This is a genomic window from Corynebacterium aurimucosum ATCC 700975 (assembly GCF_000022905.1).
GTDB classification, from domain to species: domain Bacteria; phylum Actinomycetota; class Actinomycetes; order Mycobacteriales; family Mycobacteriaceae; genus Corynebacterium; species Corynebacterium aurimucosum_F.
The window spans coordinates 2333963-2346479 of sequence record NC_012590.1; the positions used below are offsets into that span (position 1 = coordinate 2333963).

Below are 12517 nucleotides of genomic sequence, written 5' to 3' on the forward strand. Positions count from 1 at the left end.
ACCCTCTTGCAGCGGCCCGAACAACCTTACCCAACAAGCTCAACCAAAGTCAAACCCGCCGAACAAACATCGTCCGAACATCTACCACCAGTTAACCTCCCGGCTACCTCGCGGCGACCCCGATAAATATACGCACACCCCCAACAAACAACAAATCCCCAGGTCAACCGTGAGATTGGACCGGGGAAACGTCGTCAAGCATGGCGCCTTAGTAGAGCTCCTCCTCCTGAGTGCGCTCGATCGTGGCGCCCAGCGCCTGGAGGTTTTCTACAAAGTTGGGATAGCCGCGATCGATGTGGAAGACATCGTGCACGGTGGTCGTCTCATCCGCGCACAGTGCGGAGAGCACCAACCCGGCGCCTGCACGGATATCGGAACTCCAGACATGCGTCGAAGACAGACGCTCCTGCCCGCGGATGACTACGTGGTGTCCATCCACTTGAGCATCGGCGCCAAGGCGGAGCATCTCATCCACGAAGCGGAAGCGCGACTCGAAGACATTCTCCGTAATGATGGAGGTACCCTCCGCCACGGCGGAAAGCCCGATGGCAATGGGCTGAAGATCGGTAGGGAAACCGGGGTACGGAAGGGTTTGATAATCGACGGCGCTCGGGCGACCATTCATGCGCACCCGGAAACCATTGACATAGTCCTCAACATCAGCGCCGGCGGACTTCAGCTTTTCCAGCGGCAGGTGCAGGTGCTTAGGAGCAATGCCGCCCACTGTAATATCACCGCGAGTCATCACAGCGGCATAGGCCCAAGTGCCTGCAACGATACGGTCGCCGATGACCTCGTGCTCCGTCGGCTGCAGCTTGTCCACGCCCTGAATGGTGATGGTGGATGTCCCCTCCCCAGAGATTTCGGCGCCCATTTCCTTGAGCATCGTGCACAAGTCAACGATTTCCGGTTCGCGGGCAGCGTTGTGGAGTTGAGTTTCACCATCAGCAAGCACGGCAGCGGTAAGAATGTTCTCCGTCGCACCCACGGAGGGGAAATCCAACCTGATATTTGCTCCGTGGAGACGATCAGCTTCCGCCACCACAGCACCGTGTTCGATGCGTGTGCGCGCGCCCATCTTCTCCAGCCCGGACTGGTGCATATCCAAGGGGCGGGAACCAATGGCGTCACCACCTGGCAAGGCCACCTTCGCGTGGCCGCAGCGCGCGGTCAACGGTCCTAGTACACACACGGAAGCGCGGAATTGGCGCACCGCATCGAAGTCCGCATTGGAGTGCAGCTCGGCCGGGGTGGTGATGCGCACGGTGTGGCCATCAATCTCCACGGTGCAGCCGAGGCCCTCAAGGACCTTTCGCATTAGGGGGACATCGAGAATCTCAGGGCAGTTGGTCAGCGTGGTGGTGCCCTCCGCCAACAGTGCCGCAGCCATCAGCTTCAGCACACTGTTTTTGGCACCGTCAACCTTGACGGTGCCCTGCAGGCGCGCCCCACCGGAGACAATAAATTGGTCTTTCACGCCCACCCAACTTACCTACAATCAGGGCAACGCGCCTATACGACGGGCCGCATTAACCGCCTCATAACGAGTATGCGCACCCAATTTGCGCATGACAGAACGCAGATAGGACTTCACAGTTTCGGCACCAATGCCCATCTCCTCGGCCGCCTCAACGTTGGTATGACCAAGGGCGACGCAGGAAAGAACATCGAGTTCGCGTGCGGACAGCTTGGTGGACTGCTTCACGCGCACCGGAGAGACCATCTGATCACACAGCGCCTCAAGCTCCTTGCGAAGGTCTTCATCATTGACGCGGTTAGCCAGCATCCGCAGCTTGGAGTGCGTCGAGCGCACCTGCTCCCATTCAGCACCGTTCATCACGTGGCCGCGCGCGGCGCCACCCTTACCGCCATCGGCGCGGCGCAGTGCGGAATTAACAGCCAAATCCTGCTCCAGGCAGCGGGCGGTCATGGTGACCTCTTCGATCACCTTGTCGCCCAAGCGCACGGGCGAATGAACACCGACATAAAGGACTCCGCGGATCTCACGCTGAACAGTAACTGGGACCGCCACGATGGAGTGCAGGCCTTCATCTTGGATATAGCGATCATTCTCATGGCTAATCGTGGTAGCGCGGGTGTAATCGGAGACACCAACTGCGCGGCGTGTACTAACAACGCGCCCGCCGACGCCCACATTCGCGTCAATCACCAAGTTCTGCAAAGCCGGGGTCCGCAGACCTACCCACTGGGTAATCTGCAGGCGATTATCCGGCAGCAAGGTTCCGTACATCGTGACGGGGATTCCCGTTGCAGTCTTCAGCGACGAGAGCGCTGCGCGTACGGCTTCGTCGTCATCCTTGAGTCGGTGCGGCTCCATGAGACTCTCTCTTACTCGGGGGTAACCAGCAGGTGCACCCACATTCCCCGCCTGAAACGGGGGTAGGTGAACACTATTTGCGAAGTATAACCGGCCGACGGGGGTAATTCTAAATCACGGCCCGCCCTCCTCTTCCACCCCTAATCCCACATGTGGTGCCCGAATACTCGGTTCAGAATTTATATACCACTCAGTCTACTGGTGGGGTGTAAGGTGTCTGCTGTACATCAGAAGTTATTTCCAAGGAGTCCACATCGTGGCTGTATATGACAACATTCTCGACACCATCGGCGGCACCCCGCTAGTCCGCCTCAACCGCCTAACCGAAGGCCTCGACGCTGAGGTCCTCGTGAAGGTTGAGTCCTTCAACCCCGCAAATTCCGTCAAGGATCGCATCGCCAAGGCGATTGTCGACACCGCCGTAGAATCCGGCGAGCTGAAGCCAGGCGGCACCATCGTCGAGGCCACTTCCGGCAACACCGGCATCGGCCTGGCGCTCGTCGGCGCAGCTCAGGGATACAAGGTTATCCTCACCATGCCGGAGACCATGTCCAACGAGCGCAAGGTTCTGCTGCGCGCTTATGGAGCGGAGATCGTCCTCACCCCGGGCGCTGCGGGCATGAAGGGCGCCGTTGAGAAGGCCAACGAGATCATCGCCGAAACCCCCAACGCCATCCTGGCTTCCCAGTTCGCCAACGAGGCCAACCCGAAGATCCACGAGGCGACCACCGGCCCTGAAATCTGGGAGGACGCCGAGGGCAAGGTTGACGCCTTCGTGGCTGGCGTCGGCACCGGCGGCACCGTCACCGGTGTTGGCCGCTACCTGCGCTCCCAGAACCCGGATACCTACCTGGTAGCCGTCGAGCCCTCCGACTCCCCTGTTCTATCCGAGGGCAAGGCTGGCCCACACAAGATCCAGGGCATTGGCGCTAACTTCGTCCCGGAGGTCCTAGACCGTGAGATCCTCAACGAGGTGCTCACCGCTACCGCCGAAGAGTCCGTGTCCACCGCACGCAAGCTGGCCACCGAAGAGGGTCTGCTGGTTGGTATCTCCTCGGGCGCAAACGTCTCCGCCGCGCTGAAGCTGGCTGCTCGTGACGAGTTCAAGGGCAAGACCATCGTGGTTGTCGCCCCGGACTTTGGTGAGCGCTACGTCTCCACCATTCTCTTCGAGGACATCCGCGAGGCTTAAAGAATAGTTAACATGGCTCTCCGCGGGGCGTCGCCAAGCACGGCGCCGTGATGAGCCTCCGAATAAAAGCGCCCTCTGTGCTAGGGGGCGCTTTTTCTTTCTAGATAGGATGGTTCGCATGCACATCTTGAAGATGATTCGTGAAGACCTCGCCAACGCGCGCGAGCATGACCCGGCGGCGCGCGGCGACGTCGAGAATGCCGTGGTTTATTCCGGCCTCCACGCTATCTGGGCGCATCGCATCGCCCACCGCATGTGGAAGCGCGGCTGGCGCGGCCCCGCACGCATTCTGGCACAGGTAAACCGCTTCTTCACCGGTATTGAGATCCACCCTGGTGCCACAATTGGTCGGCGCTTCTTCATTGACCACGGCATGGGCATCGTTATTGGTGAAACCGCCGAAATCGGCGATGGCGTGATGCTCTATCACGGGGTCACACTCGGCGGTCAGGTGCTCACGCAGACCAAGCGCCACCCCACTATCGAGGACAATGTCACCATCGGTGCCGGCGCAAAGGTACTAGGCCCCATCACCATCGGCGAAGGCTCCGCAGTAGGCGCTAACGCCGTGGTAACGAAGGATGTGCCCGCTAATCACACCGCTACGGGTATCCCCGCTAAGAACCGTCCTCGCAAGAAGGATGAGCGCATCAAGCTGGTGGATCCGGACTACTACATCTAAGAGCGGCAGACCCCGTATTTAAAGGCTGCCTTCACGGTTAGTCAGGCGCTGGTATTCAGGGTTCTTCTCAATAAACCGCGCCACGGCGCTGCACGTTGGGATGACTTGGCGGCTTAGCGTTGAGTCATCATCCAGCGCCGCCTTAATGAGCGGCTTGGACAGTCCCTGGCCTTGAAAGGCCTCATAGATTTCCGTGTGTGTGAACTCGCGCGTAGTGGCGGAATCACTATATTCAGCAAAACCCGCTTCTTCTCCGTCAACGATGATAACGAAGCGAGATTGATCTGTTTGGTGCGCAACAGAGGTAGTCATGTAGCCCATTAAACCAAAAAATGCACCAAAAAAGCCCCCTCCATTGCTAGAGGGGGCTATCTTGTGGCCAGAGCCAGGATCGAACTGGCGACCCCACACTTTTCAGGCGTGTGCTCTACCGACTGAGCTATCTGGCCAGAAGCCACAAGGACTTCGGCGACCCTGACGGGACTTGAACCCGCGACCTCCGCCGTGACAGGGCGGCGCGCTAACCAACTGCGCCACAGGGCCATTTTTAGTTTTCTCTTGTGCGCTGGGCACGAATAAGTACTCTACACAAAGCTAGAGAAACACAGCAAATCAGCACGTCAATGACTGTTTTTAAAGGTGGAATAGCACCTCGGTTTAAGGTCACGCCAGAACATAGACCTAAACGCCCCTCCCTGCCACCGGCAGGCGCCGGAAGACGCCAACAGGACTAAAACGACGCAAGCCTCGAGGCTTGTTTTAAAACAAAGCTTCGAGGCTTGAAGATGGCGACCCTGACGGGACTTGAACCCGCGACCTCCGCCGTGACAGGGCGGCGCGCTAACCAACTGCGCCACAGGGCCAAAATATTCACATATATACCAACACTAAGGTGTTGGTACCCCCAACGGGATTCGAACCCGTGCCGCCGCCGTGAAAGGGCGGTGTCCTAGGCCGCTAGACGATGGGGGCCCGTTGCCTTGAGGCAACTTTGTAAAAATATACTGGAGACATCCCCACTTAACCAAATCGGCCCGGCAGAAAGGCGGAAAACCATGCCTGACCAGCGAGATACCTGCTCCTGTCACGAGCCGGGTATGCACGGCTATAACTCGGATGATGAGCAAAAAGCGAGATACTTAGCGCGTCTCAAACGCATCGAGGGACAAACCCGAGGCATCCATCGCATGATCGCAGAGGACCAATACTGCATCGACATCATCACGCAGATCTCGGCGGTGACCTCAGCGCTCGAGAACGTCTCCTTGGCGCTACTGGAGGACCACATAGAGCACTGCGTGGCCGGAGCCGCCGCCGAGGATGGGCAAGTAGCCTCAGAGAAGCTAGAGGAGGCTATGCGGGCCATTCGGAAGCTCGTTAAGAGCTAGCACGCTGCCAGCCGCACCCCCTGCAGCTTAAAGCCCCGCACAACTACGCAAAGAGCCGCCCGAAGGCGGCTCTTTTTGTGGGCCCTGCGGGGCTCGAACCCGCGACCTGCGGATTAAAAGTCCGTAGCTCTACCAACTGAGCTAAAGGCCCAACGCCCACCCATCTTAGTAGGTGGCACTAAAGAAAAGGAAATGACCCTCACCTCCAGCGGTAAGGGCCACTACCTAGCGGGGATGCGCACTTAGCCGCGCATGTCACCCTTCTCCATGAAGTTCACCTGGAAGTCAAAGGCGGTCTTCAGATCGTGCGGGGTGTGCTGGAACTTGTTAGCCTTGGCGCGCTCGAAGTACTCCTCCAGCAGCGGACGGTAGTCCGGGTGAGCCACGGCGATGATCTTCTCCACGCGCTCCTTCGGAGCCAGGCCGCGCAGGTCGGCGACACCGTACTCGGTGATGATGACCATGGTGTCGTGCTCAGTGTGGTCGGTGTGAGACACGAAAGGCACGATAGCGGAGATGGCGCCATCCTTCGCTACCGACGGGGAGACGAAGGTGGAGATATACGCGTTACGGGTGAAGTCACCGGAGCCGCCGGTACCGTTCATGATGCGGGAGCCGGAGACGTTGGTGGAGTTAATGTTGCCGTAGATGTCACCCTCAATCATGCCGTTGGAGGAGATCAGGCCCACGCGGCGGATAACCTCCGGGTGGTTGGACACCTGCTGCGGGCGCAGGATGATGTGCTTGGCGTAGCGCTCAGCCTCAGCGTTCATCTTGTCCGCGTACTCCGGGGACAGAGCGAAGGAGGTAGCAGAGGCGACGGTCATCTTGCCGGCGTCGATCAGATCGAGCATGCCGTCCTGGATAACCTCGGTGTAGGCCTGAATGTTTTCGAACTTGGAGTCCAGCAGGCCGGCCATCACAGCGTTCGGGACGTTACCCACACCGGACTGCATGATGAACTTGTCATACTCCAGGCGGCCAGCAGCAACCTCACCTTCAAGGAACTCAATGAAGTTCGCAGCAATCTTCTCGGAGACCTCATCCGGAGCCTTGAACGGTGCGTTGCGGTCCGGAGCGTTGGTCTTGACCACAGCCACGACCTTCTCTTCCGGGATCTCGATGTAGGTGGTGCCAACGCGGTCAGCCGGCTTGGTAATCGGGATCGGCTGACGGTTCGGCAGCTTCTCAATGCGGTAGATATCGTGCATGCCCTCGAGGTTGAGGGACTGCCACTCATTGACCTCAATGATGATCTTGTCAGCAGCCTCGATGTACTCGAGGTTGTTGCCTACGGCGGAAGAAGGAACGATATTTCCCTTCTCATCAATGCGCACGGCCTCAATAATGGCTACCTGGAAGTCACCGTAGAAACCTTCCTCGACCTGCTGGCCAGAGTGCGAGAGGTGAATATCCTGGTAGAGAGCGGAGCCGTCGTTGAAACGGCCGCGCAGTACCGGATCAGAGTTGTACGGGGAGCGGAAGCGAATGGCGTTTGCCTCAGCCAGGACGCCGTCGCAGTCCGGGGCGGTAGAGGCACCGGAGAAGACGTCGATCTTGAATTCCTCCCCTGCCTCGTGGGCTGCCTTTGCCTTTTCCGCGATAGCGGTCGGCAGGGCCTTGGGGTAGCCAGCACCGGTAAATCCGGAGATTCCCACACGATCACCGTGGTTGACGAACTTTGCGGCCTCGTCAGCGCTCATCACGAGCTTCTCAAACGGCGCGTATGCAATTCTCTCAGACATTAGTCCTCCTTTTATGTGCAGAAACGACCTACGTTACGGTCCTTTCCTATTAGTTACATGCACCACACTAGCGAATCAGTGGCGGATTTACCGCACTCTGCCCCAAACCGTGTACACCCCTCACTTTTCTCAGCAGAATTTGCCACCCCAGACACTTTCCGCGCACAATTGGCGGCGTGACTCTTGCAATCGGAAAAATCCAGCTCAACTCCCCCGTTGTCCTCGCCCCCATGGCTGGCGTGACCAACGTGGCTTTTCGCGTGCTGTGCCGCGAGCAAGAGATTGAAAAGACCGGGACTGTCTCCGGCCTTTATGTCTGTGAGATGGTCACCGCGCGCGCCCTAGTCGAGCGCAACCCCAAGACCCTCCACATGACCACCTTCGATCCCCAGGAGCAGCCACGCTCGCTGCAGCTGTACACCGTCGATCCGGAGTACACCTACAAGGCCGCAAAGATGATCGTGGATGAGAACTTGGCGGACCACATCGATATGAACTTTGGCTGCCCAGTACCCAAGGTCACGCGCCGCGGCGGGGGTTCTGCCCTCCCTTATAAACGCCGCCTGTTTGGCAACATCGTCGCCGCCGCGGTCAAGGCAACCGAGGGCACGGACATTCCAGTCACGGTGAAGATGCGCGTCGGCATCGACGAGGAGCACAAGACACACCTCGATGCCGGCCGCATCGCCGTGGCGGAAGGGGCCGCGGCAGTTGCTCTGCACGGGCGCACTGCCGCCCAGCGCTACTCCGGTCACGCCGACTGGGGCGAGATCGCCCGTTTGAAGGAGCACTTGGCAGACACGGGAATCCCGGTCTTGGGCAACGGCGATATCTTCAAGGCAACCGATGCGCACGACATGATGAAGCAAACGGGATGTGACGGCGTCGTGGTGGGCCGCGGCTGTTTGGGCCGGCCTTGGCTGTTTGCGGAGCTCTCCGCTCACCTGCGGGGTGAGCCAGTACCCGAAGAGCCCACGCTAGGCGAAGTCACGCGCATCATGATCCGCCATGCGGAGCTTCTGGCCCAACATGAGGGCGAGGCGCAAGCCAGCCGCGATATTCGCAAGCACATTGGCTGGTACCTGCGTGGTTTTCCCGTGGGCGGCCAGGTGCGCGCTGGCCTGTCCCGTGTCAACTCCCTCAACGACCTCCGGGAGCTGCTGGCGCCGTGGGCGGACTCGCCTGCGCTTGCCGACGACGCCGATGGCGCCCGCGGCCGCCAGGGCTCACCCGCCAAGGTAGTCCTTCCCGAGGGCTGGCTCGATGATCCGGAAGACGCCACCGTGCCAGAAGGTGCGGAAATTATGCACTCCGGCGGTTAATCGCGAGTTTCCCGAACTTGTTGTTCGACAGGCACTAGACCAATAGTTCAGCTAAAGTACGTGGCATGCGCGCTGCTTACCGTGAACAGTTGGATAATTTTTCCCATGATCTCATCATCATGAGCACAACCGTCCATAAGCTCATGGCCCTCGCCTCCCAGGCGTTGATCAAGGCCTCCCTGCAACCGGCTGAGGAGGCTGTGTCGCTGCGCGATGAACTGGATGAGGTGCGCTCGCGCTGCGAAGACCGCGCGGTCTCCCTACTAGCCTTGGAGAACCCAATGGCCAAGGATCTCCGCCAGGTCATTTCTTCCATCTATATTGTTGAAGACTTTTATCGCATGGGCCGCCTGTCCCAGCACATTGCCACGAGTGCCCGCCGCCGCCACCCCGAGCCAGTGGTACCAGCAGACATCATGGGTTACTTCGAGGAATATGCGCGCCTTGTTCTCGATATGTCCGCAGGGCTCAAGGACATCCTCATCACCCGCGATCCGGAGCTAGCGCTTCGGTTGACCGAAGATGATGATGCCGTTGATGACATCAATCAACATTTGATGCGCATGCTGACCCAGCGGGAGTGGAAGGGAACGGTACGCCAGGCTGTCGAGACCTCGCAGCTATCGCGCTATTACGAGCGTTTCGCCGATCATTGCGCCGCCGCTGCCGGCCGCATCATCTATCTCGCAACGGGCTTGGACCCGGACCGCTATATGCGCAAGCGCGATCAGGAACAACGCGAAGCCGAGCTGGAAGCCCGGATGGCGGAGTTAGAGCGCCAGTTCCACAACTAGGTGGGGTTTCCCGGCCTCACTGCTTCCCCGCCGTTGGACCCGCCTAGAGGCGGTTGAAGACACAAATAAGCCGGCGCCCTCTTCTAGACCTTAAACAGTCGAGAGAGGGCGCCGGCTTTCGGCACTATGGCGCTATCTGCGTTTAGCCAAAGCGGCCGGAGATATAGTCCTCGGTGTCCTTCTTGGAGGGGTTCTCGAAGATCTTGGTGGTGTCATCGAACTCGACGAGGTGGCCCGGCCTGCCGGTGGCCTCCAGAGAGAAGAAACCGGTCTTATCGGACACACGGGCTGCCTGCTGCATGTTGTGGGTCACGATAACGATGGTGAAGTTTTCCTTCAGCTCGTGGATGAGGTCCTCAACAGCCAGGGTGGAAATCGGGTCAAGTGCTGAGCACGGCTCGTCCATGAGGAGGACTTCCGGTTCCACGGCAATCGCACGGGCGATGCACAGACGCTGCTGCTGACCACCGGACAGGCCGCCGCCCGGCTTATCCAGGCGGTCCTTAACCTCGTCCCAGAGGTTGGCGCCGCGCAAAGACTTTTCGGCGACTTCCTTCAGCTTCTTCTTGTTCTTCTCACCGGAAAGCCGAAGGCCGGCAACCACATTGTCCTCGATGGACATCGTGGGGAACGGGTTAGCCTTCTGGAAGACCATGCCGATGGTGTTGCGAACCGATACTGGGTCAACCTTGGAGCCGTAGATGTCCTGGCCGTCCAGGAGGACCTCTCCTTTGACATAGGCGCCGGGGATAACCTCGTGCATACGGTTCAGTGTGCGCAGAACGGTGGACTTACCGCAGCCGGAAGGGCCGATGAAGGCGGTAACAGCCTTGGCGGGAATTTGCATGTTGACGTTCTGCACGGCGTGGAAGTCGCCGTAGTAGATGTTCACGTCATTGAGCGCGAGCTTAGACATTAGGGAGTTTCTCCTCTTAAAAAATGTATGGCGGTATCGAGTGTTACGGCGATCTATTTCTTGACCGAGAACTTCGCGGAAATGACACGGGCCGCGATGTTGAGGATGGCGATGAGGATAACCAGCGTCAGCGCTGCTCCCCAGAGCTTATCCAGGACAGCCGGTTGTGCGCCGGCCTTGTACATGTCCAGCATCATCAGCGGCAGCGAGGACTGCGAGCCCTTGAACGCGTCCCAGTTGATGATGGAGGAGGAACCAACAAGGACCAGCACCGGAGAAGACTCACCCATCACGCGCGCAATCGCGAGCATGATACCGGTAACGATGCCGGACAGTGCGGTCGGCAGGACGATGCGAGCGATGGTCTTCCACTTAGGAACGCCCAGTGCATAAGAGGCCTCACGAAGGTCCATGGGAACCACGCGGAGCATCTCTTCGGTGTTACGGACCACAATAGGAATCATCAGCAGCACCAAGGAAAGCGCCACGGCGAAGCCGGAGCGGCCAAAGCCGAAGAGCGTAATCCACATAGCGAAAATAAACAGCGCGGCAACGATGGACGGCACACCGGACAGGATGTCCACCATGAAAGTGGTGGTGCGGGCGAGCCAGCCACCCTTGGAATACTCCACCAGGTAGATAGCGGTGAAGATACCAATCGGGATGGAGATGATGGAGGCCAGAATGGTCTGGACGAAGGTACCAATGATGGCGTGAGCAGCACCTCCGCCTGCAACACTATTCATGACGCCGCGCTGGGACGTGGTCCACCAATCGGCGCTGAAGATGATGCCGCTGCCGCGGGCGAAAAGCTCCCACAGAACCCATACCAGCGGGACCATGGCGAGGATCATGGCCGCCCACACCACGACGGTGGCGATGGTGTTCGTGGCCTTTCGGGAGCTGGAAATGTCCAGGAAGGTAGCGCCTGCGGAGGCAGGTTTCGCGTTTGCAGTAGTAGTCATTGAGTCCTCCTCCCTACTTCTTCTTCACAATGGCGCGGGCAATGGCATTGACCACGAAGGTCAGCAAGAACAGCATGAGGCCGGCGGCGATATAGGCACCAGCGCGCATCTCATTACCGAACTCTGCGGATGCCAGGGCGATGGCCATGGCGAAGGTCGTTCCGCCGTCGAAGAGCGAGAAGCGGAAGTCCACCAGCGGAGAGACAACCATGTACAGAGCCATGGTCTCACCCAGTGCACGCCCCAGACCAAGCATGGAACCAGCGATGTAGCCGGACATGCCGAAGGGCAGCACCGTCATGCGGATAACTTCCCAACGGGTGGCGCCCAGTGCCAAAGCGGACTCAATTTGACCAGGAGGGGTCTGTACGAAGACCTCACGCGCCGTGGCGGCGATAATCGGGAGAATCATGACGGCCAGCACGATGCCACCGGTAAAAAGGTTACGGCCGGTAGCAAACGACGGCGAATTGTCAAAGACAGTGAAAAGGAAGAACCCTCCGGCCCAAGACTCCAGCCACGAATAGAAGCCGGAGAGAGCCGGGCCAAGCACCTGCCAGCCCCACAGACCATAAACAATGGACGGGACAGCAGCGAGCATGTCCACGAGGAAGCCCAGCGGCTTGACCAGACGTGCGGGAGCGTAGTTGGACAGGAAGATGGCAATCGCCAGTGCAACCGGCATAGCCAGCAGCAGAGCGAAGACGGAGATCAGCACCGTGGTGCCAAACATGGTCGGGATACCGAACTTCATCGCGGAAGTATCGCTGGTCTCCCAGCGGCCACCGTAGGTGAAGAAGCCCAAGATGCCACCGTCGTTGACGCCCAAGGCAGGCACAGCACGCCACAGCAGGAAGCCTGCGATGGCAGCAATCATGACGGTAATCAAAGTAGCCGAAGCAGAAGAAAGGAATTCGAAGATTCGGTCGCCCGGTCGCTTAACTCCACTACTGGAGGTTGCGGTGGCAAGTTCTTCGGATCCGCCGGTAGAGAGCCGCTCAGCAGCGGGGACTGAAAGTTCCGTCTGCTCTGGCGCCGTGGTGAGATTATTGTCTGCCATGAGACGTTCTAATCCTTTTCAGCGTTAAGAATGGAATTTGTCGTTACATACCTGCGCCCCCAAAGCGCGAATCGAGTGCGGCAGTGGGGGCGAGAGATATTAGCTTTATGAAGCT

12 protein-coding genes and 5 tRNA genes are annotated in these 12517 nt (G+C 59.1%); 5 read left to right on the forward strand and 12 right to left on the reverse strand.

Annotated features, from left to right (window positions below; translation table 11 throughout):
* Positions 1 to 208: 208 nt before the first annotated feature.
* Positions 209 to 1477, reverse strand: a complete 1269-nt coding sequence (murA, locus tag CAURI_RS11235; protein WP_029158927.1) for a UDP-N-acetylglucosamine 1-carboxyvinyltransferase — start codon at positions 1475 to 1477, stop codon at positions 209 to 211.
* A 21-nt stretch (positions 1478 to 1498) separates the two neighbouring features.
* Positions 1499 to 2338, reverse strand: coding sequence for an acetate metabolism transcriptional regulator RamA (gene ramA / locus CAURI_RS11240; RefSeq protein ID WP_010189033.1), 840 nt, complete (start codon positions 2336 to 2338; stop codon positions 1499 to 1501).
* 253 nt (positions 2339 to 2591) lie between these two features.
* Here ramA and cysK point away from each other — a divergent pair, with 253 nt between their 5' ends.
* Positions 2592 to 3530, forward strand: coding sequence for a cysteine synthase A (gene cysK / locus CAURI_RS11245; protein WP_174878635.1), 939 nt, complete (start codon positions 2592 to 2594; stop codon positions 3528 to 3530).
* Between the two features lie 118 nt (positions 3531 to 3648).
* On the forward strand, positions 3649 to 4212 hold the full coding sequence (epsC, locus tag CAURI_RS11250) for a serine O-acetyltransferase EpsC (protein WP_010189030.1): 564 nt from the start codon (positions 3649 to 3651) through the stop codon (positions 4210 to 4212).
* 18 nt (positions 4213 to 4230) lie between these two features.
* Here epsC and CAURI_RS11255 read toward each other — a convergent pair whose 3' ends face one another.
* From CAURI_RS11255 to CAURI_RS11275, 5 genes are all read right to left on the reverse strand, one after another.
* The gene (locus tag CAURI_RS11255) at positions 4231 to 4533 is read right to left on the reverse strand and encodes a GNAT family N-acetyltransferase (protein ID WP_010189028.1); all 303 of its coding nucleotides are present in this window, start codon (positions 4531 to 4533) and stop codon (positions 4231 to 4233) included.
* Positions 4534 to 4588: 55 nt separating this feature from the next.
* Positions 4589 to 4661 (reverse strand) — tRNA-Phe (locus tag CAURI_RS11260).
* A 20-nt stretch (positions 4662 to 4681) separates the two neighbouring features.
* Positions 4682 to 4755, reverse strand: a tRNA-Asp gene (locus CAURI_RS11265).
* Between the two features lie 243 nt (positions 4756 to 4998).
* A tRNA-Asp gene (locus CAURI_RS11270) sits at positions 4999 to 5075 on the reverse strand.
* Between the two features lie 33 nt (positions 5076 to 5108).
* Positions 5109 to 5184, reverse strand: a tRNA-Glu gene (locus CAURI_RS11275).
* An 83-nt stretch (positions 5185 to 5267) separates the two neighbouring features.
* On the opposite strand from CAURI_RS11275, the gene CAURI_RS11280 reads away from it, so the two are divergent.
* The gene (locus CAURI_RS11280) at positions 5268 to 5600 is read left to right on the forward strand and encodes a metal-sensitive transcriptional regulator (RefSeq protein WP_012715287.1); all 333 of its coding nucleotides are present in this window, start codon (positions 5268 to 5270) and stop codon (positions 5598 to 5600) included.
* Between the two features lie 78 nt (positions 5601 to 5678).
* Here CAURI_RS11280 and CAURI_RS11285 read toward each other — a convergent pair.
* Both CAURI_RS11285 and CAURI_RS11290 read right to left on the reverse strand, forming a co-directional pair.
* A tRNA-Lys gene (locus tag CAURI_RS11285) sits at positions 5679 to 5751 on the reverse strand.
* 91 nt (positions 5752 to 5842) lie between these two features.
* Positions 5843 to 7345 carry an acetyl-CoA hydrolase/transferase family protein gene (locus CAURI_RS11290; RefSeq protein WP_010189024.1) on the reverse strand — a complete coding sequence of 501 codons (1503 nt, stop codon included), beginning with the start codon at positions 7343 to 7345 and terminating at the stop codon, positions 5843 to 5845.
* A 176-nt stretch (positions 7346 to 7521) separates the two neighbouring features.
* Here CAURI_RS11290 and dusB point away from each other — a divergent pair, with 176 nt between their 5' ends.
* Both dusB and phoU read left to right on the forward strand, forming a co-directional pair.
* Positions 7522 to 8667, forward strand: a complete 1146-nt coding sequence (gene dusB, locus CAURI_RS11295; RefSeq protein WP_010189022.1) for a tRNA dihydrouridine synthase DusB — start codon at positions 7522 to 7524, stop codon at positions 8665 to 8667.
* Between the two features lie 65 nt (positions 8668 to 8732).
* Positions 8733 to 9461: a phosphate signaling complex protein PhoU gene (phoU, locus tag CAURI_RS11300; RefSeq protein ID WP_010189019.1), complete on the forward strand. Its 729-nt coding sequence runs from the start codon at positions 8733 to 8735 to the stop codon at positions 9459 to 9461.
* Positions 9462 to 9603: 142 nt separating this feature from the next.
* On the opposite strand, the gene pstB is transcribed toward phoU, so the two are convergent.
* From pstB to pstC, 3 genes are read right to left on the reverse strand one after another with little or no spacing between them, the layout of a single operon-like run.
* Positions 9604 to 10377, reverse strand: a complete 774-nt coding sequence (pstB, locus tag CAURI_RS11305; protein ID WP_010189017.1) for a phosphate ABC transporter ATP-binding protein PstB — start codon at positions 10375 to 10377, stop codon at positions 9604 to 9606.
* 53 nt (positions 10378 to 10430) lie between these two features.
* Positions 10431 to 11342: a phosphate ABC transporter permease PstA gene (pstA, locus tag CAURI_RS11310; RefSeq protein ID WP_010189015.1), complete on the reverse strand. Its 912-nt coding sequence runs from the start codon at positions 11340 to 11342 to the stop codon at positions 10431 to 10433.
* Between the two features lie 13 nt (positions 11343 to 11355).
* Complete coding sequence (gene pstC, locus CAURI_RS11315; protein WP_010189014.1) at positions 11356 to 12402, reverse strand: phosphate ABC transporter permease subunit PstC; 1047 nt, start codon at positions 12400 to 12402, stop codon at positions 11356 to 11358.
* Positions 12403 to 12517 lie beyond the last annotated feature (115 nt).

What these genes read in the sequence shown, in the direction of transcription:
- ramA (WP_010189033.1), bottom strand. Translation starts at nt 2,338, where the DNA reads ATGGAGCCGCACCGACTCAAGGATGACGACGAAGCCGTACGCGCAGCG.
- epsC (WP_010189030.1), top strand. Translation starts at nt 3,649, where the DNA reads ATGCACATCTTGAAGATGATTCGTGAAGACCTCGCCAACGCGCGCGAG.
- CAURI_RS11255 (WP_010189028.1), bottom strand. Translation starts at nt 4,533, where the DNA reads ATGGGCTACATGACTACCTCTGTTGCGCACCAAACAGATCAATCTCGC.
- CAURI_RS11280 (WP_012715287.1), top strand. Translation starts at nt 5,268, where the DNA reads ATGCCTGACCAGCGAGATACCTGCTCCTGTCACGAGCCGGGTATGCAC.
- CAURI_RS11290 (WP_010189024.1), bottom strand. Translation starts at nt 7,345, where the DNA reads ATGTCTGAGAGAATTGCATACGCGCCGTTTGAGAAGCTCGTGATGAGC.
- phoU (WP_010189019.1), top strand. Translation starts at nt 8,733, where the DNA reads ATGCGCGCTGCTTACCGTGAACAGTTGGATAATTTTTCCCATGATCTC.
- pstB (WP_010189017.1), bottom strand. Translation starts at nt 10,377, where the DNA reads ATGTCTAAGCTCGCGCTCAATGACGTGAACATCTACTACGGCGACTTC.
- pstA (WP_010189015.1), bottom strand. Translation starts at nt 11,342, where the DNA reads ATGACTACTACTGCAAACGCGAAACCTGCCTCCGCAGGCGCTACCTTC.
- pstC (WP_010189014.1), bottom strand. Translation starts at nt 12,402, where the DNA reads ATGGCAGACAATAATCTCACCACGGCGCCAGAGCAGACGGAACTTTCA.